Genomic DNA, 21212 nt, shown 5'->3' with positions numbered 1-21212 from the left:
TTTGCTGAACACGTCACATTGCGAAAAGCCGCTCAGATGCCGAGCTGAACCTGATCGAAGTACTTGGTGATGTCGGAGAGTTCGACGGGGAAGGCAGCGCTCTGGCGCACCTGCTGCGACGCGCGGGCCTGCAGTTGGACGACCTGGCTCTTCAGTCCCTGCCCCTGCAATTCCAGGATCTTGAGCGCGTTTACGGGGAGGTTTTTCAGATCCTGCACCGGCTTGGCCGACAGGGACCTCACGATGTCGACTCCGCCCACCTTCTCGAACTTGAAGTCGTACCCACGAACATATTTATTCCACGGGTTTCGCAAGAGAAGAAAGCGAACTTCAACATTACCTGTTGGACGCCTGATCCTTATTGTCGATGTGCCGGATACTTCGTAGGCATGACAAGGAACGAGCCCTTTACGTGTGCCTTCGTGCACTTGGGTCTTGGTGATAAAATCATAGACATGCACGATGTCGCGGGTAGACGTGAACGCCGCCTTGGGCGGGTTCGCGGCGCAAGCCGCGCGCACGCGCGCGAAGAGTGCCTCATGGTAATCCGTGTATTCGCCCGTGCCCCGCTTTCCCGGAAAGGACTTCCTGACGAAATCAAGGATCAACTTGCCGAAATCGATGTCGTTCATCCCGTTCGCGGCGAGAGAGACGGGCCTGCGGGCAATCCGCGTGAGATAGGGCCGGATGTCGGTGCTCCGCACCTCCCGCAACAACTTCTTTTTCTTGTCCACCATGTCGATCAGATCGTCGACAACGGAGCGATTGGCCAGTCGCGTGTCCGCGATATGCTGCTTGATCGCGGCTCGCACGACGATCTCGTTCACCGGCACGGCGGGAACCGCGAGTGAGGTCGTCAGGCCCGGCACCGTGAGGCCCAACACGCCGATGAACCGATCGAAGGTTGCGTCCCAGGTCTCGGCGAACGGATTGGGCAGACTCTCGTCGAGAACCAAGCGGAGCAGCGCGCCGCGATAGTCCCTCATATCGATCGACGCCCTGCCGCCCTGCGGGTCGGGAACCTCTATGGAGGGCGTCACATTGATCGTCCTTTCGCCCGTGAGATGTTGGTAGGCGCGCCCGCTGTTGCCGCCTTCCAGCGCCTCGGTATAGTCAACGGAATACCGGTGGCCCGGCTCAGGCGCAGGAGAGGTTGCAGCGGCGAATGGCCAGGCCGGGGCCGCCGGTTGCGGCTTGGTCGGATCGGGGATCTCGATCTGGTTCTGCCTGAGCAGAGGCTGCAGATAATAGGCCCGAAAGAAAGCGTAGGCCTTTTCGATGAAATAGGGCCAGATCGCGCTGTGGCCTTGCATATCGACGACCTTCTTGCCGTCGATCCTCTTCAGTATCGTGCGCTGGACTTGGACGATGACGGGCACGATCGCACCGGCATTCACCCCATAGAAACGCACATGCACGTGTTTCTCGGTACTACCTATCATATTGTAGAAAAAACTTTGATTCTTAACTCGTAGCATCGAATTAATCGCCGACAAAAGATAGCAATCGCCGATATTCTCCTGTTTCACATCCGCAAAATCGGGCGTGTATTTAAAAAGAGGGAGAGATACCGGCACGTACCTGTACTTGTCGCTCGGCGGCGGAAGGTGCGTGTCGTCGAATTTATGAAAATCCCAGTGAATGAGAGGGGCCAGGGCACCTTGCACGGGAGCACCTTGCACGGGAGCGCCCTGCACGGGAGCGCCCTGCACGGGAGCGCCCTGCACGGGAGCGACTTGGACCGGCCCGGGTTGCGCAGGACCGGGTGGCGCAGGGAGGGCCAGCCGACCGTTCCTGTTCGCAAGACTCACACTCGGCCGCACCATCCACCGCCCTCCAGCCACGAGCGGTAGATTGGCACCTCAGAGTTGTATCGTCAATAAGTGCAATCAGAGATTTTTCGCTGAACGCCGTCCCGCAGACGGCGCGTTCATCACCGCAGGCCATTGAAATGAAAGGATATCCGGCACCTGACCCAGGTGGCCGCGCCGCGAACGAAGCAAAGGTCCCGCCGATGAAATGCAACCATTACGAGAAATAAGGCGCGGTGAAGCGCGCAGCCTAAATGCCCGCCAGGCGCCAGCGTCGTCGGCCCTCACGCGCCGGCGAAGACGGGAGACCGCGCCGTGGAGAGCACGCTGAACACGCCGTCGCGGTCCACCACCGTGCCGCAGCTCGTCACATAGTCCGGGCGCGGCAGCAGGCGGCTCTGACCCAGTTCCATATGCACATCGACCAGGCAGTCCACGAACTGGCGGGCGAGCTTGAAATCGGCGGCGGCGGGGCCGGTCATGGCGGTGATCGGATTGACGATGCGCACCCGGTCCGGCCGCAGCGCCCGGAGCGCGCCGCTGGCGATGAGCGGCTGGGCGGTGTGGTCGAGCACATAGCCGATATTGCGCCCGGACAGGATGAGCGCCAGCTGCGACTGGATGCCGAGCCCGACATCACCGCAGGTGTCGCTGCGCCGCGTGCGCTCGGGGTGGTAGTATTCGAGATGACCCCGGTTGCAATAGGCGGCGGATTCGATCTCCGCTAGCGTCAGCTCCTCCTCAGGAACGGCGAACAAGGGATGCCGGTGGCCGCAGCACATGAAGCCCTGCTCATCGAACAGATGCTCATAGGACAGCTGCGCATAATGCTCGTTCACCAGCCCGATACCGACATGCAGCATGCCATCGGCCACCCTTCCCGCCAGCTGGAAGCCGAGCATCACCTCCATGCGGAAGCGGATATTGGGGTAATAATCGGAGAAGCGGTGAATGGCGTCGTGGATGCGGGCGCACGGGTTTTCGACAATGCCGTCCTGTATGCCGATGGAAAGCTCGTAGCCGGCATTCTGGTTGATGTTCGCGGCCTTCTGCTTGAACGCCTCAACCGAGGCGAACAGCTCCTTTGCCGCCTTGTAGACCACCTCGCCCTCGCGGAAGAGCTTGAAACCCTTCGGCCCGCGCCGGCACAGCCGCGTGCCGAGGCGGATTTCCAGCGATTTCAGGTTCTCGCTGAGGGTGGATTGGGAGAGGTTCAGCGCGGCCTGCGCGGCGGTGAAGCTCTGCTCTTCCACAATGGTGCAGAAGCAGCGCAGAAGCTTCAGGTCGATATCGTAGATCTGGCTGATAGACGACATAGCTAGGCCTCTCCGGTCAACGACACCCCTTCCCCCCGCCACCCCGCTAGCAAATTGTGCGCCGCATGATCGCGCGCGATCTGTCCGCGTGCGGCGCATCATGGCGATGGAGGTAATTGCCCAGGGTTTGAACATCCTCTGCCCCGCTGCCCAAGGATGAGCCGCCGGGACGCGAACATCGCTTGGGCTTTTCGCGATGGTACGGACAGGGAGCCCCGCCCTAGCCTCGGCCTATCGGTAACGGGCAGACAGGGCAGGTATCATGGCGCCACGGCCACTCCATCTCGGCTGGTTCACCAATTTCGCGGTCGACGAATGGACCAAGCCGTTCACCGGCGGCGGCGGCGACCCCTGGGATGGCGGGTTCTACATCGACATGGCCAAGGCCATGGAGCGCGCCTGTTTCGACTACATCATGCTCGAAGACACGCTGATGATCTCCGAGGCCTATGGCGGCTCTAACGAGGTCTATCTCAAGCACAACATCATGGGTCCGAAGGCGGACCCCTCGCCGATGGCGGCGCTGATCGGCGCCCACACCACCCATCTCGGCGTGGTGGCGACCTTTTCCACCATGGCCTACCCGCCTTTCATGCTGGCGCGCCTGTGCTCGACGCTGGACAGCATCTGCAAGGGCCGCTTCGGCTGGAACATCGTCACCACGGGCGAGGATCTCGCCGCCGAGAATTTCGGCATGGACAAGCTGCCGCCGCGCCAGGAGCGCTACGACATGGCGGACGAGTATGTCGAACTCGTCAAGCAGCTCTGGGGCAGCTGGGATGCCGACGCCGTGGTGCGCGACCGCGCCACCGGCACCTATGCCGACGCCTCCAAGGTCCGGCCGATCCATTTCGAGGGCAAGTATTTCAAGAGCCGCGGCCCGCTCAACTGCGTGCCCTCGCCGCAGCAGCGCCCGGCTTTTGTGCAGGCCGGCGGGTCGCCGCGCGGGCGGCAATTCGCGGCGATGACCGCCGACAGCATCATCGCCCCCTCCATGGGCGTCGCCGGGCTCAAAGCCTATCGCGACGACGTGCGGGCGCGGGCACAGGCCGGCGGGCGCGACCCGGACGAGATCAAGGTGCTGTTCGTCGTCGCCCCCATTCTCGGCGAGACCGAGGAAGAGGCGAAGGCCAAGGCCGCGCGCATCATCGAGGCGCCGGATTATTGCGAGAAGGCGCTGGCGCTGATCGCCGCCATCACCGACATCGACTTCTCGAAATTCGACCTCGACGCCCCCCTGCCCCACCTCACCACCAATGGCGAGCAGGGCTCGCTCGACGCCTTCCAGCAATGGGGCTCGGGCAAGACGCTGCGCCAGCTCTGTGCCGACCAGCTCTCGCGCGGGCTCGACGGGCTGATCGGCACGCCCGACCAAGTGGCCGAGCGCATGGGCGAGGTGATGGCGGAAGTCGGCGGCGACGGGTTCCTCATCACCCGGCCCTTTACCGCCAATATCAGCCGGCAATACATCACCGATATCTGCGAGGGGCTGGTGCCGGCCTTGCAGCGGCGCGGCCTCGCCCGCACAAGTTACACCGAAGGCGCCACACTGCGGCAGATGCTGCGGGAATTCTGAAAAGGCATCGGTGGGCCTGCAAAAGCGTCATCCCGGAAGGACCGAAGGTCCTGTCCGGGATCGCTGGCGTAGCCCGGTGGGCGATCCCGGCTCGCCGCCTGCGGCCGCGGCCGGGATGACGGTTCAAGCGGGAACGGGTCGTCGAGGTGCCCGCCCCCTCAGCGCAGGATCTGCGCGAGAAAGTGGCGCAGCCGTTCGCTTTCCGGCGCGTCGAAGAAGCGCGCGGCGTCGCCCGCCTCCACGATCTCGCCCCGGTCCATGAACACGCAGCGATCCGCCACGCGCCGGGCGAAGCCCATTTCATGGGTGACGCAGACCATGGTGACACCGCTGGCGGCGAGTTCCTCCATCACGCCGAGCACTTCGTTCACCATTTCCGGGTCGAGCGCCGAGGTTGGCTCGTCGAACAGCAGGATGCGCGGCTCCATGCACAGCGCGCGGGCAATGGCGACGCGCTGCTGTTGCCCGCCGGAAAGCCGCGCCGGGTATTTGCGCGCCTGATCGGCCAGATGCACCCGCTCCAGATGCGCCATGGCCAGCTTTTCCGCCTGCGCCTTTGACAGCCCGCGGTTGAGGCGCGGCGCCAGCATGCAGTTTTCCAGCGCGGTGAGGTGCGGGAACAGGTTGAAGTGCTGGAACACCATGCCGACTTCCTGGCGGATGTCCTGCACCGTGCCTTCATCGCCCGTCAGTTCGACGCCATTGACCACGATCCGCCCGGCATCATGGCGTTCCAGCGCGTTGATGCAGCGGATCAGCGTCGACTTGCCCGAGCCCGAGGGGCCGCAGATCACCACCCTCTCGCCGCGCCGCACATCGAGATCGACCCCCGACAGGGCGCGGTGCGTGCCATAGCGCTTCACCACCCCGGCGAGATGGATCGCCGGCACGGCGGCGAGGTCGGCGGGGAGCGCGCGCGGGCTCATGGTGTCACCTTCCCCCCGGCCGGCACGGCGGCGACGTCCTCGGCGCTGTGGCGATTGAGCCAGCGGCCCCAGAACTGGAAGCCGAGGCGCAGCACATTGACAAAGGCCCAGTAGAAGGCCGCCGCGCACAGGATCGGCGTGAACGGATCATAAGTCTGCTCGAAGATCGCATTCGCCACCGCCATCAGGTCGGTGATCGTCACCACGGAGACGATGGCCGTGCCCTTGACGAAGCTCACCACCTCGTTCTGGTAGGCTTTCAGCCCATAGCGCAGGGCGAGCGGCATGCGCACCCAGAGAAAGATGTTGCGCCTCGTGATGCCGAGCGCCTCGCTGGCCTCGACCAGCCCGTGCGGCACGGCGAGCAGGCTGCCGCGCAGCACCTCCACCATATAGGCGGCATGGTTGAGGCTCAGCGCCACGATGGCGCAGCCGAAGGGCGAGCCAAACAGCACCCAGAACGGCCCCTCGCGCAGCGCCTCGATCTGGCCGAGGCCGTAATAGACGAGATAGAGCAGGATCAGCAGCGGCGCGCCGCGAAAGAACACGACGAAGATCTCCGCCGACAGCGACAGCACACGCCGGGGCGACATGCGGGCGAAGCAGATGGGAAAGGCCAGCATCAGCCCGATGATCAGCGGCAGCACGGTGAGGAACACCGTCACGCGCAGGCCGGCGAACAGCGCCGGCAGGCTTTCCCAGGCGAGGGCGAAGTCGATGGGCAGCGCGCTCATGCCTCGGCCCGGCTCGGTGAACGCGGCGCGCGGCGCTGGCCGCGGTCGAGACGGGCCTCCAGCCGGTTCGCTACCCAAAGGCTGGCGGCGCTGAAGGCGATGAACACCAGCGCGGTGGCGATGAAGAAGACGAAGGGCTCCTTGGTCGCCCCGGCGGCGATCTTTGCGGCGGCGACGAGGTCCTGCAACCCGGCCAGCGACACCAGCGGCGTCTCCTTCAGCATGAAGCTCCACACATTGACGAGGCCGGGAAGCGCGAGCCGCATCACCTGCGGCAGGATCACCCGCCCCCACATGATGAGCGGGGGAATGGCAAGCGCCCGCGCGCCCTCGAACTGGCCCTTGGGCAGGTTCTCGATCGCCCCGCGCACAAGTTCAGCGATATAGGCGGCATAGACGATGCCGAGCGCCGCCACGCCGGCACCGAAGGGCGAGATGTCGATGCGGGAACCGAACTCGCCAAGCACCGCGCCGAGCATGGCGCTGCCGCCATAGAAGATGAGGAAGATCACCAGCAGCGACGGCACGCCCATGAAGATGGAGGCATAGACCCGCCATGCCGCGCGGATGATCCGGTTCCGCGAGAGCGTGGCGACGCCGATCGCCACGCCCAGCGTGAAGGCGAGCGCGAAACTGGTGAGGAACAGCTCCAGCGTGATCAGCGCTCCCTCGCCGAGCTGGCGCAGATAGCCTGCGAGGTCGGCGGGGGAGAGATTGGTCATCGGCCGGGCTCCGCTGGGCGCGCGGTCAGTTGGTCTTCTCGCAGGCGGCTTCCGCCGAGAGCGTCGCCACCGGCACGTATTTTTTGCGGATGGTGGTGTAGGTGCAGTCCTTGATCATCTCGGCGAGCGCGGTGTTGACGCGCTTGACCAGCGCCTCGCTCTTCTTCGGGAAGATCCAGCTATAGCCGCGCTCGGCCTCGGGGATGGACGGGTCGCCCAGCCAGTGATCGCCGCCGGCGAGTTCGTAATCCTTGCCCTCGGGCTTGGCGATCAGTTCCAGCGTCCAGTTGATCTTGGAATCGAAGATCAGGTCCAGCCGGCCGGCGAGCAGGTCGAGCTTCATCTGGTCGGGATTGTCGTAATAGACCTCGACGAAGGTGTCCTTGCCGAAATGCTTGTGGATGTAGGGCACCATGGAGGCGCCGCGCTGCAGCGCGATGCGCAGGCCCTTGCCGGTGACGCCTTCCTTGGTCAGCGTGTAGTTGCTGCCCTTCTTCACCACGAAGGTCGCGGGATTATAGACGATGGGCATGGCGAACAGCGCCTTATCCATCCGCTCCGGCGTGGGGGAAATCTGGGTGACGATGCCGTCGAACTTGCCCTGCAGCATGGACGGGATCAGCGCCTTGAAATCCATCACGACGATGTCGCAGTCCGCGCCGATGCGCTTGCACATCTCGCGCGCCAGTTCCGGCTCCATGCCGGTGAGGTTGCCCGAGGAATCCACCATGGAGAAGGGCGGATAGACGCCCTCATTGCCGAGCTTGAGCTTCTCGGCGGAGGCGGCCGAGAGGCCGGCCGTCGCCAGCAACAGGCCGAGCGCGAGGGTACCGGCCCGGCGGAGAGGATGATGCGGAAGGCGGGAGATCATCGGCGTCATGTCCTGGTGGGGGGCGGGGGTGGATGCTGGGGGGTCAGAATTCGGTCAGCGTGTCGCGCAGATGCTGGTGGGTGTAGGCGGCGCGGGTCAGGCCCCGGCGCTGCAGCACCGGCACCAGCCCGTCGGTGATCGTCGCCACCGAGCGGCGCGAGACATCGCCGAGGGCAATGAGGAAGCCGTCGCCGCCCACCTCCTGCATGATCTCGTCCATCTGGCTGGCGACGCTGTCCGGGGTGCCGACGACATCGACGCAATAGCCGCAGCTCACATGGTCGATCATCGCCTGGCGCAGCGGCTTGTCGCCCGCGCGGGTGAGGAATTGCGAGAGGCTCGACTGGTGGCCGTTTGTGGTGAGCGTCAGCTGGCTCACCGGCGTGTCGAGGTCGAGGCCGGAGAGATCGAGATTGGTGCTCCAGCCGAAGCGGGCCATGCGCGCATCGAGGTTCTGCGCGGCGGAGACGCGGCGCTGGTCGGCCGCCCACTTCGCCTGTTCCTCGGTCTCGGCGACGATGGGCGAGAGCAGGAACAGGATCTTGCAATCGTCGGGGTTGCGCCCCATCCCGGCCATCTGCGCGCGGACATCGTCGCGGTACTGCTTCATCGCGGCGACGCCATTGGGCGCGGCGACGATGGTGTCGGCATGGGTGGCGGCGATCTTGCGCCCGCTCTTGGAGCCGCCGGCCTGCGCGATGACAGGCTGGCCCTGCGGGCACGGACCCGAATTCAGCGGCCCGCGCGAGGCGTAGTATTTCCCGGCATAGTCGATGGTGTGGACCTTGGCGGGGTCGATCAGCACCCCGTTCTCGCGGTCGTCGAGGAAGGCGCCCGGCTCCCACGAGCCCCACAGCCCCTTGACGATGTCGATATATTCCTCGGCCATCAGATAGCGTTCATCGTGCTCGGGCAGCTTCTCCATGCCGAAATTCTGGGCGGAGAAGTCGGACGAGCCGGTCACCATGTTCCAGCCGGCGCGTCCGCCCGAAATCTGGTCGAGCGAGGAGACGATGCGGGCGGTGAGATAGGGGTGATAGGCGAAGGTCGAGAGCGTCGGCACGATGCCGAGCTTGCGGGTGGAGGCGGCGAGCAGCGTCGCCACCACGCTCGGCTCCTGCCGGGGGATGCAGATGCCGCCCTTCAGGAAGATGTCGCGCGAATTCTGCCAGTTCTCGCCGACATAGATCGAATCCTCGATCAGCAGATAATCGAAGCAGGCGCGCTCCATCGACCGCACGAGGTCGACGAAGAGATCGGCGCTCATCCAGTCCTGGCCGATATTGCCGGTCCACGGCTCGCCCCAGGCCTGGACGCTGGAACCCTGGAGAAACCAGGCGAGATGGAAGGGATTCGCCGTCATGCACGCACCTTTGTCCTGATCCGCACGCCGACTTCCGCCGGCACGCAGGAGAGGTTAAGGGCGCGACACCCGGGGGGAGTATCGTGAAGAGGCGAAGCTTGGTCGGCTGCTTTAGAATTAATCCTGCCCAAGAAGCCGGCAGATTGTGCCTATGACCCGTCGGACAAAAGGAAATGCCGGGCTCCGAGAGCCCGGCATCCTGATCATTCACGCGTCACGCGCCGCAGCGCGTGCCGATCACGCGCGGTAGCGGGAACGCTCGCGCTGCACTTCCGGCGCGGTATAGGCGGGAGCGTCGGGGTCGAAGCGGGTCCAGCCCTCGTCACGGTACACGCGCTCGCGCGCGGTCACATCCACGGCCGACTCGGCGTCGAGAATGGCCTGCGCTTCGGCCTCGCGCTCATCCGGCACGCGGGCGGAAACGACGGTGCCGCCGCGACGCACGCCCTCGGCATAGACATGCGCCCGCTCCTCGGGCACGCCTTCCGAGGTCATCGCGCCGACGAGGCCGCCGACCGCGCCACCCGCCGCCGCGCCGGCCACCGCGCCAGCGCCGGTCGCCACCAGCCAGCCGGCCGCCACCACCGGGCCGACGCCGGGGATCGCCATCAGGCCGAGGCCGGTGAGCAGGCCGCCCGCGCCGCCGAGCACGGCGCCGATGCCGGCACCGGTGGCCGCGCCCTCGCCGGCATGGCTCTCATGGTGCTCATGCGTACGCCCATCGGCATGGGTGGCGGTGGTGCCGGTCGTCGTGGTCGCGCTGTCGCGGCCATACCAGTCGTCGGAATTATTGGCCACGAGGCTGATCTGCGCGCGGTCGATGCCCAGAGCCTGCAGCTTGTTCACCGCGGTGAGCGCGTCGTCGTAATTGTCGAAAAGTCCGGAAACAGTCGCCATGATAGGTCCTCCCTAAGGGGCCAGCGTGAGATCAGTTCGGAAAGACGTTGCCCTGATAGTCGAGCGCCACGTCATGCGAGGCGCCGCCCTTCATCGCCTTGCCGCGCCAGACGCCGTCCTGGTCCTTGGCGAGGCCGGTCACGTCGGAGAAGCCGCGCGCCTCGATGCGCTCCTTCGCCTGCGCTTCGGTGAAGCTGTTGGCGCCCTTGGCGGGCTCCGCCGGCTGGGGCGTGCTCTCGGTGGTCACGGCGGGAGTGTTGGGGTCCTGCGCCGCCGGCGGGGTCTGCGCCCAAGCCGGCGCGGCGATCGCCATTGCAGCAAGAATAGGCAGAATGCGCTTCATCTGATGGCCCTCCGATCACAAATTGTGAGGAGTGAACGCCATTTAGGCAGAACGGTTCCGCGCGGCGCACGACCGAAACGCAACAGAGCGGCGCGTCCCTTGACGCCGACGCAGGATGCGCTTGATTAGGAACCGGGGCGCGTGCAAGGAAACGCCATGAAAAATCGCCTTCCGCTTACGGCCGTTCTCGTCGCCCTGGCCCTTCCGGCCAGCGCGATCGTCGCCTCGGCGCAATATTCGGGCAATCCCGGCCTGCGCAATCCGGGGGCGACGACCCCCGTGCCGAAGCAGGCCGGCAAGCCGCCGCAGACTTGGGAGCCCGCGGCGCAGCCGACTCCGGCCTCGCGTCAGCTCAATCCCAATCCAAGCTGCGTGACCCTGCCCTGCAACGCCGCGCCGGTGATCCGCAAACCGGCTTCCTGAGTCCGGGGCCGGCGTGCCTCGCCCTGCCTCCTGACGACGGGGCGTGAAGCATTTTCGAGCGAAGTGGCTACCGGATCGCGTGAAGAAAACGCGATAAAACAACGAATGAGATCATTCCACGGATTCAGTGAAACGGTGGAATGATCTAGAGCCCTGCCGCCTTGCGCAGCGCGGCGTTCATCCGCTCCTGCCAGCCGGGGCCGTCCTGCTGGAAATGCTCCAGCACATCCCGGTCGAGACGCAGCGAGACCAGCTCCTTGGCATTGGGCAGCGACAAGGTGGCCCGCGCCGGCGCAGGCTTTTCCACCACCGGTGCCGGCTTGGCGGTCGCGCTCTTGAAGGCGGCTTCGGCGATATCGCGGGCCGAACCGCTGCCGCGTCGTGTGGGGGTCATGGCCATCGGGGATCCTCGAATCGGCCGCAGCTTACAACTCATTCCCGCCGCGCCGCCAGCCGCGCCGGCCGACGGCGGACAGCTAAGCCTTGCGCGCCAGCGCCCCCGCCCCCACTCTTGCTGCCCAAGCAAGGGCGTGCCGCTGGCACAGCGCCCGGAGGTTCGCCATGTCCTACGGCTTTCTCGACATCGCCATCACCCCCAGCGTCCGGGCGGCGCAGGAGGAAATGGGCGTCGCGCATCTCTGGGAGGATTTTCGCGGCGACCGCGCCTCCGACCGCTTCTCGCGCAGCGAAGAAGCCTTCATCGCCCAGCGCGACAGCTTCTACATCGCCAGCGTGTCGGAAACCGGCTGGCCCTATGTGCAGCATCGCGGCGGGCCGCGCGGTTTTCTCAAAGTCATCGACGAGCGCACCCTCGCCTTCGCCGATTACAGCGGCAACCGGCAATATATCAGCACCGGCAATGTCGCCGCCAACAGCCGCACCTGCCTGTTCCTGATGGATTATCCCAGGCGCACCCGGCTCAAGATTTATGCCCATGCCGAGGTTCTCACGCTCGACGCCGACGCGGAGCTGACGGAAAAGCTGAGCCCGCAGGGCTACCGCGCCCGGCCCGAGCGCCTGTTCCGTCTGCGGCTCGACGCGTTCGACTGGAACTGCCCGCAGCACATCACCCCGCGCTTCACCGAGGCCGAGATCACCGAGGCCGTCCGCCCACTGCGCGACCGGCTGGCGGAGTTGGAGGCGGAGAATGCCGCGCTGCGCGCCCGCCTCGCCGGCGAGGGGCCGCAGGCCGGGGGCTGAGCGGGCCTCCGCCCCTGCCCCCTCACACCGAAGTGTCCGGCCGGCGCGCGAGCGCCGCCGGAACGGAAGCGCCGCCAGGCCATTAGCGTCTCACAGCCAAGGAGACCGATATGACCGAGCGCGCCCGGCACGCCACCTATGATCAACCCGTCGGCGGCTGGGGGTCGGCAAAGTCCCTGCTCAAACATTCCACCGAGCAGCACGCCGTTTCCGCCGTGGCGGCGCTGGTGAAGGACCACAACAAGACCGGCGGCTATATGTGCACCAGCTGCGCCTGGGCGAAGCCGGCCCAGCCGCACGCGGCCGAATTCTGCGAGAACGGCGCCAAGGCCACCTTCTGGGACGTGACCTCCCGGCGCACAACGCCGGACTTCTTTGCCCAGCACACCGTCTCCGAACTGCTCGACTGGTCGGATTACGACCTTGAGAACGAAGGCCGTCTCACCCATCCGATGCGCTACGACGCCCGCCTCGACCGCTATGTCGAAGTGGCGTGGGAGGATGCCTTCGCCGATATCGGCGCGAAGCTGCGCGGCTATCAGCCCGATGAGGCGGTGTTCTACGCCTCCGGCCGCGCCTCGCTGGAAACCTCCTACATGTACCAGCTGCTCGCCCGGCTCTACGGCACCAACAATCTGCCCGACAGTTCCAACATGTGCCACGAGACCACGTCGGTCGCCCTGCCGCCGACGCTGGGCACGCCCGTCGGCACCGTGTTGCTGGACGACTTCAAGGAGACCGACTGCATCCTCTCCTTCGGCCAGAATGTCGGCACCAATTCGCCGCGCATGCTGCACCAGCTTCAGGAGGCGCGGGAACGCGACGTGCCGGTGGTGGTGTTCAATCCGCTGCGCGAAAAGGGCTGGGAGGAGTTCGTCAACCCGCAGCGGCCCGGCCAGATGTTGACCAACGAGCCGACCACCATCGCGACGCAATATTATCAGGTGCGCGCCGGCGGCGACATTGCCGCCATGATCGGCATGGCCAAGACGCTGCTGGCGCTGGACGACAAGGCGCAGGCGCTCGGCCGCGCGCGGGTGCTGGACGCGGACTTCATCGCCGCGCACACGGACGGCTTCCCCGCCTTCGAGGCGATGGTGCGGGCGACGGAATGGGCGGAGATCGAGCACGAATCCGGCCTCGCCCAGGCGGAAATCGAGGCCGCCGCCCACACCTTCGCCCATGCCCGGGCGGTGATCGCGATCTATGGCATGGGCCTCACCCAGCATCGGCTCGGCGTCGATACCGTGCAGATGCTGGTCAATCTTCTGCTCATGCGCGGGCATATCGGCCGGCCCGGCGCCGGCATCTGCCCGGTGCGCGGCCATTCCAATGTGCAGGGCCAGCGCACCGTCGGCATCGCCGAAAAGGCGGAACTCGTGCCGCTCGACCGCCTCGCCGCGCAGTTCGGCTTCGAGCCGCCGCGCGCCGACGGCATGAACACGGTGGAAGCCTGCGAGGCGGTGATCGCCGGCAAGGTCCGGGCGTTTATCGGCCTCGGCGGCAATTTCGTCCGCGCCATCCCCGAGCGCGAGCTGATGGAGGAAAAGTGGCGCGATCTCGACCTCTGCGTGCAGATCGCCACCAAGCTGAACCGCAGCCATCTCATCACCGCGAAGACCAGCTATCTGCTACCGACGCTGGTGCGCTCCGAAATCGACCGGCAGGCCACCGGGCCGCAGGTGGTGACGATGGAGGATTCCACCACCTGCATCCATGCCTCGCGTGGAAAGTTCGAGCCGGCCGCCGACACGCTGCTCTCCGAGCCGCGCATCGTCGCCGAGATCGCCAAGGCGACGCTGCCACCCAATCCGCGCGTGCCGTGGGACCGCTGGGTGGAGGATTATGCTCGGGTGCGCGAGGCGATCGAGGAGACCTTCCCCGCCGATTTCCGCGCCTTCAACGCCCGGCTCGACACGCCCGGCGGCTTTCCCCGGCCGGTCGCGGCGCGCGAGCGGCGCTGGGAGACGGAATCGGGCAAGGCGAACTTCACCCGGCCCAAGGCGCTTTCCGCCAGCTTCGACGACGGCCGCGATGCCGATGTGCTGCGCCTGATCACGCTGCGCTCCAACGACCAGTTCAACACCACGGTCTATGGCTATGCCGACCGGCTGCGCGGCATTCATGGCTCGCGCAGGGTGGTGATGATGAACCGCGACGACCGCATCCGCCTCGGCCTCACCGAGGACGGCCAAGCGCAGCTGGTGACGGCGGTGGATGACGGCATCCACCGCGCCATGGGCGGCTTCCAGGTCATCGACTACGACCTGCCGCCCGGCACCTGCGCCGCCTATTTCCCGGAATGCAACGCGCTGATCCCGCTCTGGCACCATGCCGAGGGCAGCAAGACCCCGGCGGCGAAATCGGTGCCGATTCGGGTCCGGCCGGACGGACGTGCCGTTAGGGAAGACGCCACGCTTTCCACCGGAACCCCTGCCGCAGCGGCGCGTTAGGCGAAGGCGTTTCCCGCTACCGCGCGGCGTTTCTCGCTACCGCGCGCCTTGGCGGGGGAGGCTCGGCGCCACGACAAGCTACGGAGGTCGCAGCTGGACCCGATCGTTCCCTATTGCGGTCCCCCGCCTGAAAACCTGCTGACGGCGTGGAACCTCGCGCCGCTGCCGCTCGCCCTCTGCGCGGCGCCGCTTGTGCTCGCCGCCCTGCGCCGGGATGTGCCGCGCGGGCCGGCGGCGCTGGCGGCGGGGGCGCTGTTCCTCGCTTTCGTCTCGCCGCTCTGCGCGCTCACAGTGGCGCTGTTTTCCGCGCGCGGGCTGCATCACCTCGTCCTGGTGCTCGTCGCGGCGCCGGCACTGGCGCTGGCCTTCCCGCTCCGCCTGCCCTTCGCCCGCATCGGCGGCTTTCTCGGCCTGTCGCTGTTCCTCTGGCTCTGGCACCTGCCGGCGGCCTACACGCTGGCCTGGAACAGCCATGGCGCCTATTGGCTGATGCAGGCGGGCCTGCTTGTCTCGGGCCTCGCCTTCTGGTCGTCGCTGTTCGCGGCGGAGCGTCCGGCTGAACGCGTCGCCTCCGTCGGGCTGGTGCTGGCGCTGGCCGGGCAGATGGGGCTGATCGGCGCCATCCTCACCTTCGCCCCGCGCCTGCTCTATCTCCAGCATCTCGGCGTCACCGAGGCCTATGGACTCAGCGCCCTCGCCGACCAGCAACTGGCCGGGCTCATCATGTGGGTGCCGGGCATGCTGCCCCTTGCTTTGCTCGGCGCGCTGCTGCTGCGGCGCGGCTGGCGCGAGGCGAGCCTGACATGATCGCGCTGCTGAAGACGCTGCACATCGCCGCCCTCAGCCTGTGGTGCGCCGGGCTGGTGGCCATGCCGCTGGTGCTGCAGATCTATGGCCGGCGAGAGGAAGTCCGCACCCAAGCGGGCTTCACCGAATTCCGCCTGCTAATGCACGCCGCCTATACGCGCATCGTCACCCCGGCGGCGATCATCGCCATCGCCGCCGGCACGGCGCTGATCTTCGCCGCCGACATCACCCAGCCCTGGCTGGTGGCGAAGCTGGTGGCGGTGGCGGGCATGGTGCTCGCCCATGCCTGGCTCGGCCATCTCAATGTCGAGGCTTCTGAGGGGCGCGGCTCCTACCAGATGCCGCACGCCATCGCCGCCCTCCCCGCCAGCCTCATCTGCATGAGCGCGGTGCTCTATCTCGTGCTCGCCAAGCCGGACCTGCAGCCGCTGATCGAGGCGCTGCCGGCGGCGCTCACCACCCCTCAGGGCCGCTCACTGCCCGACGCTCTGGTGCCGATTTGATAGTCGAAGACGAGTTTTCCGCCATGCCAGCCGGTCAAGGCGGTCATTCCGGCCATGACCAGCGACAGCGCCAGCCCGACGGGGAGCACCGCGCCGTCGGGATCGCCGATGCGGATGATCCAGTTCATGCCGATGAGCGAGAGCAGCATCACTGCCAGGATGAAATGCGTCCAGCTGGCGGAACGGTTGCGGATGCCGCGCACCATCAAGAGTTCGGCCGCGCCGGTGATCCCCGCCAGCACGCCCATGGCGAAGGCGCCGAACACCGCATAGGCCGAGACATGCGACCAGAAGCTGTTGCCGGTCCAGAGATAGAGCAGATCGCCGCCGAGCGTGCTGAAGGACAGCGCGATGGGGAAGGTGACCAGCATGGCATGCAGGGGATGGCCGGAAATCGCGATCTTCGATTCCGTGTCCTCAAGCGCGCGCCGCTCTTCCAGCGGGTCGAACAGGTCGGGGCGGGCGTCCATCTGGCCTCCTTCGCATGGCGGTCGTTCTCACCGGGCAAGTGCGCAGCCCTCGCGCTGGTTCCCCTTGTCCTCGCGGGATGCAAGGGCCCGCTTTCCACGCTGACCCCGGCGGGACCCATTGCGCAGGACATTGCCTTTCTGTGGTGGGGGCTGCTGGCCGGGGCGACGGCGCTGGCGCTGATGGTGTTCGTGCTCGTCGCCCTCGGCTTCGGCCGGCCGCGCGCCATCACGGAAGGGCGCTGGGTGTTCGGCATGGGGGTGTGGTTCTCGCTCGGCGTGCTCAGCCTCATCCTCGTCGCCGCGCTCTGGGTCGGCGAGCGCATCCTGCCGCACGGCCCGGCGCTGGAAGTGCGCGCCCATGCGCGGCAATGGGCGTGGAGCTTCAGCCATCCCGGCGCGGAAGGTCCGGTTACGTCCGAGGGCGTGCTGCACATTCCCGCCGGCCGGCCGGTGGATGTGCTCATTACCTCGTCCGACGTGATCCATTCCTTCTGGGTGCCGCAGCTCGGCGGCAAGATGGACGCCATCCCCGGCCGCGAGAACCGGCTGCGCCTCGAAGCCGCGCAGCCCGGCACCTATGAGGGGCTGTGCGCCGAGTTCTGCGGGCTGGAACACGCGGCCATGCGCTTCGAGGTGATCGCGCACGATCCCGCCCAATGGCCGCCCGTGTCGCCGGAGGGCCCGCGCCCATGAACACGTCCATGAGCACCCCCATAAACACGCCCCCCGACCCCGCCGCCATCCCCGCCAATCCGCCGCAGCGCGCGCTCGGCCTTCACCGGGAGCTGGACCGCGTCTGGCGCAACGCGCCGGGCCTGTGGGGGCAGGTCACCGCCGTCAGCCACACCACGCTCGGCCTGCGCTTCATGGTGACGGCCTTCGTGTTCTTCGGCATTGGCGGGCTGCTGGCCATGCTGATCCGGGCGCAGCTGGCGACCCCCAACGGGGCCTTTCTCGACACCGCGCTCTACAACCAGATCTTCACGATGCACGGGAGCATCATGATGTTTCTGTTCGCCATTCCCATGCTGGAAGGGCTGGCGATGTATCTCTTGCCGAAGATGCTCGGCACGCGCGACCTCGCCTTCCCCCGCCTCTCGGCGCTGGGCTATTGGTGCTACCTGCTCGGCGGCTGCATCCTCATCGCCGCCCTGCTCGCCGGCGTCGCCCCCGGCGAGGGCTGGTTCATGTACACGCCGCTGTCCGGCAAGACCTATTCGCCGGGCATCAATGCCGATGTCTGGCTGCTCGGCGTCACTTTCGTTGAAATCTCGGCGCTGTCGGCGGCGATCGAGCTGATGGTCTCCATCCTGCGCCTGCGGGCCCCGGGCATGAAGCTGACGCAGATGCCGCTCTTCGCCTGGTACATGCTGGGTACGGCGGCGATGATGCTGGCGGGCTTTCCCCCGCTCATCCTCGGCTCAGTGCTGCTGGAGATGGAGCGCGCCTTCGGTTGGCCGTTCTTCGATCCCGAACGCGGCGGCGACCCGCTGCTGTGGCAGCACCTGTTCTGGCTGTTCGGCCACCCCGAGGTCTACATCATCTTCCTGCCGGCGGCGGGCGTGCTCTCCACCGTCATTCCGGTGCTGTGCCGCACACAGATCGTCGGCTATGGCGCCATCGTCGCCGCCATTCTCGGTATGGTGTTCCTCAGCTTCGGCCTGTGGGTGCACCACATGTTCACGGTCGGCATCCCGCATCTGGCGCTGGCCTTCTTCTCCGCCGCCTCCATGCTGGTGGCGGTGCCCACCGCCGTGCAGATCTTCGCCTGGATCGCCACGCTGTGGCGCGGCCGGCCGGAACTGAAGCTGCCGATGCTCTATATTCTCGGCTTCTTCTTCACCTTCGTCATGGGCGGCCTCACCGGCGTCATGCTGGCGGTGGTGCCATTCAACTGGCAGGCGCACGACACCGCTTTTGTGACCGCGCATCTGCATTATGTGCTGATCGGCGGCTTCGTCTTCCCCATGCTGGCCGGCGTCGCCTGGTGGACGCCGCTGATGAGCGGCCGCCGCCGGGTGCGCGGGCTGGGCGAAGCCGCGTTCTGGTTCATCCTCGTCGGCTTCCACGGCACCTTCTTCCTCATGCACCTCACCGGGCTGATGGGCATGGCACGCCGCATCCCCTCCTATCCCGACAACCCGGAATGGACGGCGCTGAACCTCTCCTCGTCCTTCTTCGGCTTCGTCATGACCATCGGTTTCGCGCTGTTCGCCATCGACCTGATTCTGCAGGCGGGCTTCGGCAAGCGCAGCGTGCGCAACCCGTGGAAGGCGCCGTCGCTCGACTGGGCGATGGCGCTGCCGCCGCCCAACTATAATTTCGCCTCGCTGCCGGGGCCGGCGCTGCAACAGGCCGGGGCCGACGTCGCCATGCTGAATCTGGCGAAGGGCGAGGGCCTGCTGCCCGGCGCCCCGCGCGGCCGGCGCGAGATCCTCGTCACCTCGGTGGGCACGGCGCGGCCGGAACATGTGGCGATCCTGCCCTTCAACACCGGCCTGCCGCTGCTGCTGGCGCTCGCCATCTGCGCCTTTGTGCTGCTGATGCTGGCCGGGCTCTACACGCTGGCGCCGCTGGCGCTGATCCCGGTCGTGACGCTGATCTGGATCTGGGCGCGGCGCGCCGTAGCGCCGCTCGACGCCACGCCGATCGAGGTGGCGCCGCGGCTGATGCTGCCGGTCCAGCCGGGCGATGGCGCGACGCTGACGCGCAGCGGCCTCGTCAGCCTCTTGTTCGCCAATGGCACCTTCTTCGCCTCGCTGCTGTTCGGGGTAGCCTTCCTGGCGCTGGTCTCGCCCGGCCCGGCCCGGCCGGGCTGGGAAGCGGATGGCACGCTGCTCCTCGCCGCCGGAGTGGTCCTGGCCCTGCTGGCGGTCGCCGCGCTCGGTCTGCCCCGGGCGCTCGCGCGGATCGAAGCGGGGCGCTCCGCCGGGGCGGCGCTGCCGGCCGCCTTCGCCGCCAATCTGCTGGCGCTCGCCCTCCTCCTCGCGCTCGCGCTCTGGCAGCTGCCCGACCCCACGCGCCACGCGGCGGACGCGGTGCGGGCCGCGCTGGTCGCCTATATCGGCCTGCATACCGCCATCGCTACCCTGTTCACCGCCTTCGCGCTCGATCAGGCGAAGCGGGGCGAACTGGCCCCGGGCCGCGCTGGCGCGCTGCGCAATGCCGGGCTCTGGCAGAGCTACACCGTCGCCGCCGCCGCGGTGACGCTGGCCGCGCTGTGGGCGCAGGAGGCGGCGTCGTGAGGCCGGCGGGCGGCATGGTCTGGCTCGGCTGGCTGATCGCCGGGCCGACGGTGTGGGCGGCGGCGTTCTCCCTCGCCTATGGCCTGCACGGCATGGGGTGCGAACTCGGCTGGCCGGCGGTCGCGGTCGGGCCGGTCAGCCTGCACCGGCTCGCCATCGCCCTCCCCGCCCTCGCCGGAGCGCTGATCTGCCTCGGCCTTTTGGGGCGGGTGAAGACCGCGCTCGGCCCGGAGGCGGACCTCCCCCGGCTCGGCCTGTGGATCGGTCTGGGTGCCACCCTGTTCAGCCTCGCGCCGGTGCTGGTGGCGACCAGCTGCGGGCCGGGCCTCGGCTGAGCGGTCGCCCACTCAACGGGAGGCGGCGCGCGCGGCCTCGCCCCGGGCCTTGTCGGAGCGCAGCCGCGCCCGCCAGACACCGGCCTCGACCAGGCCCGCGATCACATCCGCCATCACCTTGGCCACCGCGTCGCTGCCGCGCGGGTTCATGGTGCGCGGCGACACCACCACCGACAGGCGCCAGGATGGCGTCGGGTCGAGAATGGGCACGGCCACCATCTCGCCGCGCCGCATCTCCTCGACAAAGGCGAAATGCGGCATGACGGCCAGCGCCCGGCCCTGCTGCACCAGCTGGGCGATGGCCGGCAGGCTGTCGCAATCCATCGCCACCGGCGTGATGTCGTGGCGGGCGGCGACCTGCTCAATGACGGTGCGCAGAACATTGGGCGCGCCCGGCAGGACGATGGGATGCTCGAACAGGGCGCGCAGCGTCACCCCGCCGCTCGCCGCCAGCGCATGGCCCGGCGGCACGAACAGCATCAGCTCCTCGACCATCAGCTCGGTCCAGGCGACGGTCTCGAACGCCCGCCGGTCATAGAGCAGCGCGACATCGAGCCGGCCCACCTGCAGGAACTCGTCGAGATAGCCGGTCATCGCCTCCACCACGCGCAGGGTGATGTTGGGCTGGCGCTCGGCCATGGCGGTGATCAGCGGGATGGAGAGCCCGCGGCAGGCCGAGGTCGGCAGCCCGACAGCGACGCGGCCGGACGGGTTGACCGATTGCGAGCGCACCACGTCCTTCACCCGCTCCACCTCTTCGAGGATACGGCGGGCATGATCATAGAGCTGCTGGCCCATCTCGGTCGGCGTCACGCCGCGCGCGTGACGCCGCAGCAGCTCGACGCCCAGCTCGTCCTCCAGGTTCTTCACCTGCTGGCTGAGCGAAGGCTGGGCGATGCGCAGCATTTCGGCGGCACGGGAGAAATTGCCGCTTTCGGTGATCTGCACGAAGTATTTCAGCTTACGAAGATCCATGGATCGCCCCGGCTCACCCGGCAACTCTGCGCGCCATCGCCCAATTGTCAAACTGACTAACAAATCATCATTTGCATGATCTATAGGCAGGAATTTTCCAATACTCGTTTTCAAACAATACGTTACGCAAACAGGGGTTTGATCATTGCTGCCTATAAATAAAAACCATAGGCTCAACCTATATATGTGATCGGAAAATCGTCTTTGCCGATGGCGGCTGCTTGTCTCTAGCCTCTGCCTCG

21 protein-coding genes are annotated in these 21212 nt (G+C 66.9%); 9 read left to right on the top strand and 12 right to left on the bottom strand.

Annotation, left to right across the window (positions count from 1 at the left end; genetic code table 11):
• Nucleotides 1–32: 32 nt before the first annotated feature.
• Both ACO07Z_RS18975 and ACO07Z_RS18970 read right to left on the bottom strand, forming a co-directional pair.
• Nucleotides 33–1667 carry a C2 family cysteine protease gene (locus ACO07Z_RS18975; protein ID WP_421700133.1) on the bottom strand — a complete coding sequence of 545 codons (1635 nt, stop codon included), beginning with the start codon at nt 1665–1667 and terminating at the stop codon, nt 33–35.
• 428 nt (nt 1668–2095) lie between these two features.
• Entirely contained in the window at nt 2096–3127 is a 1032-nt protein-coding gene (locus ACO07Z_RS18970; RefSeq protein ID WP_421700132.1) for a LysR family transcriptional regulator, read from the bottom strand.
• 262 nt (nt 3128–3389) lie between these two features.
• Here ACO07Z_RS18970 and ACO07Z_RS18965 point away from each other — a divergent pair, with 262 nt between their 5' ends.
• Nucleotides 3390–4703 (top strand): NtaA/DmoA family FMN-dependent monooxygenase, encoded by a 1314-nt coding sequence (locus ACO07Z_RS18965; RefSeq protein ID WP_421700131.1) that lies wholly within the window; start codon nt 3390–3392, stop codon nt 4701–4703.
• 158 nt (nt 4704–4861) lie between these two features.
• Here the strand turns inward: ACO07Z_RS18965 and ACO07Z_RS18960 are convergent, their stop codons facing one another.
• From ACO07Z_RS18960 to ACO07Z_RS18930, 7 genes are all read right to left on the bottom strand, one after another.
• Nucleotides 4862–5629: an amino acid ABC transporter ATP-binding protein gene (locus ACO07Z_RS18960; protein WP_421700130.1), complete on the bottom strand. Its 768-nt coding sequence runs from the start codon at nt 5627–5629 to the stop codon at nt 4862–4864.
• Nucleotides 5626–6363, bottom strand: coding sequence for an ABC transporter permease (locus ACO07Z_RS18955; RefSeq protein WP_421700129.1), 738 nt, complete (start codon nt 6361–6363; stop codon nt 5626–5628). Before ACO07Z_RS18955 ends, ACO07Z_RS18960 begins: the two co-directional genes overlap by 4 nt.
• Nucleotides 6360–7085 (bottom strand): ABC transporter permease, encoded by a 726-nt coding sequence (locus ACO07Z_RS18950; protein ID WP_421700128.1) that lies wholly within the window; start codon nt 7083–7085, stop codon nt 6360–6362. The genes ACO07Z_RS18955 and ACO07Z_RS18950 overlap by 4 nt, the downstream gene beginning before the upstream one ends.
• 25 nt (nt 7086–7110) lie before the next feature.
• Nucleotides 7111–7956 carry a transporter substrate-binding domain-containing protein gene (locus ACO07Z_RS18945; protein ID WP_421700127.1) on the bottom strand — a complete coding sequence of 282 codons (846 nt, stop codon included), beginning with the start codon at nt 7954–7956 and terminating at the stop codon, nt 7111–7113.
• Nucleotides 7957–7999: 43 nt separating this feature from the next.
• A complete protein-coding gene (locus tag ACO07Z_RS18940) occupies nt 8000–9319 on the bottom strand; it encodes an NtaA/DmoA family FMN-dependent monooxygenase (protein WP_421700126.1) in 1320 nt (439 codons plus the stop codon).
• A gap of 237 nt (nt 9320–9556) precedes the next feature.
• Nucleotides 9557–10216 (bottom strand): hypothetical protein, encoded by a 660-nt coding sequence (locus ACO07Z_RS18935; protein ID WP_421700125.1) that lies wholly within the window; start codon nt 10214–10216, stop codon nt 9557–9559.
• A gap of 31 nt (nt 10217–10247) precedes the next feature.
• Nucleotides 10248–10559 (bottom strand): PepSY domain-containing protein, encoded by a 312-nt coding sequence (locus ACO07Z_RS18930; protein WP_421700124.1) that lies wholly within the window; start codon nt 10557–10559, stop codon nt 10248–10250.
• A 156-nt stretch (nt 10560–10715) separates the two neighbouring features.
• Here ACO07Z_RS18930 and ACO07Z_RS18925 point away from each other — a divergent pair, with 156 nt between their 5' ends.
• The gene (locus tag ACO07Z_RS18925) at nt 10716–10982 is read left to right on the top strand and encodes a hypothetical protein (protein WP_421700123.1); all 267 of its coding nucleotides are present in this window, start codon (nt 10716–10718) and stop codon (nt 10980–10982) included.
• Between the two features lie 145 nt (nt 10983–11127).
• Here ACO07Z_RS18925 and ACO07Z_RS18920 read toward each other — a convergent pair whose 3' ends face one another.
• The gene (locus ACO07Z_RS18920; protein ID WP_421700122.1) at nt 11128–11382 is read right to left on the bottom strand and encodes a BrnA antitoxin family protein; all 255 of its coding nucleotides are present in this window, start codon (nt 11380–11382) and stop codon (nt 11128–11130) included.
• 161 nt (nt 11383–11543) lie between these two features.
• Between ACO07Z_RS18920 and ACO07Z_RS18915 the strand changes: the two genes are divergently transcribed.
• The 4 genes from ACO07Z_RS18915 (at nt 11544) to ACO07Z_RS18900 (ending at nt 15945) form a co-directional block, all read left to right on the top strand.
• A complete protein-coding gene (locus ACO07Z_RS18915; RefSeq protein ID WP_421700121.1) occupies nt 11544–12182 on the top strand; it encodes a pyridoxamine 5'-phosphate oxidase family protein in 639 nt (212 codons plus the stop codon).
• Between the two features lie 110 nt (nt 12183–12292).
• Nucleotides 12293–14635: an FdhF/YdeP family oxidoreductase gene (locus tag ACO07Z_RS18910; protein ID WP_421700120.1), complete on the top strand. Its 2343-nt coding sequence runs from the start codon at nt 12293–12295 to the stop codon at nt 14633–14635.
• A gap of 48 nt (nt 14636–14683) precedes the next feature.
• Nucleotides 14684–15442 (top strand): cytochrome c oxidase assembly protein, encoded by a 759-nt coding sequence (locus tag ACO07Z_RS18905; RefSeq protein ID WP_421700119.1) that lies wholly within the window; start codon nt 14684–14686, stop codon nt 15440–15442.
• Nucleotides 15439–15945: a CopD family protein gene (locus ACO07Z_RS18900; protein ID WP_421700118.1), complete on the top strand. Its 507-nt coding sequence runs from the start codon at nt 15439–15441 to the stop codon at nt 15943–15945. Before ACO07Z_RS18905 ends, ACO07Z_RS18900 begins: the two co-directional genes overlap by 4 nt.
• On the opposite strand, the gene ACO07Z_RS18895 is transcribed toward ACO07Z_RS18900, so the two are convergent.
• A complete protein-coding gene (locus ACO07Z_RS18895; protein ID WP_421700117.1) occupies nt 15906–16415 on the bottom strand; it encodes a DUF2231 domain-containing protein in 510 nt (169 codons plus the stop codon). The genes ACO07Z_RS18900 and ACO07Z_RS18895 overlap by 40 nt on opposite strands.
• On the opposite strand from ACO07Z_RS18895, the gene coxB reads away from it, so the two are divergent.
• The 3 genes from coxB to ACO07Z_RS18880 are packed head-to-tail and all read left to right on the top strand — an operon-like array spanning nt 16320 to nt 19995.
• Complete coding sequence (coxB, locus tag ACO07Z_RS18890; protein ID WP_421700116.1) at nt 16320–17108, top strand: cytochrome c oxidase subunit II; 789 nt, start codon at nt 16320–16322, stop codon at nt 17106–17108. The genes ACO07Z_RS18895 and coxB overlap by 96 nt on opposite strands.
• An 8-nt stretch (nt 17109–17116) precedes the next feature.
• Nucleotides 17117–19660, top strand: a complete 2544-nt coding sequence (ctaD, locus tag ACO07Z_RS18885) for a cytochrome c oxidase subunit I (RefSeq protein WP_421700115.1) — start codon at nt 17117–17119, stop codon at nt 19658–19660.
• Complete coding sequence (locus tag ACO07Z_RS18880) at nt 19657–19995, top strand: hypothetical protein (RefSeq protein ID WP_421700114.1); 339 nt, start codon at nt 19657–19659, stop codon at nt 19993–19995. Before ctaD ends, ACO07Z_RS18880 begins: the two co-directional genes overlap by 4 nt.
• 12 nt (nt 19996–20007) lie before the next feature.
• Here ACO07Z_RS18880 and ACO07Z_RS18875 read toward each other — a convergent pair whose 3' ends face one another.
• Complete coding sequence (locus ACO07Z_RS18875; protein WP_421700113.1) at nt 20008–20970, bottom strand: LysR family transcriptional regulator; 963 nt, start codon at nt 20968–20970, stop codon at nt 20008–20010.
• Nucleotides 20971–21212 lie beyond the last annotated feature (242 nt).

It is taken from the genome of Ancylobacter sp., from assembly GCF_965229075.1.
GTDB lineage: Bacteria > Pseudomonadota > Alphaproteobacteria > Rhizobiales > Xanthobacteraceae > Ancylobacter.
This window is presented reverse-complemented; position numbering and strand designations above follow the sequence as displayed.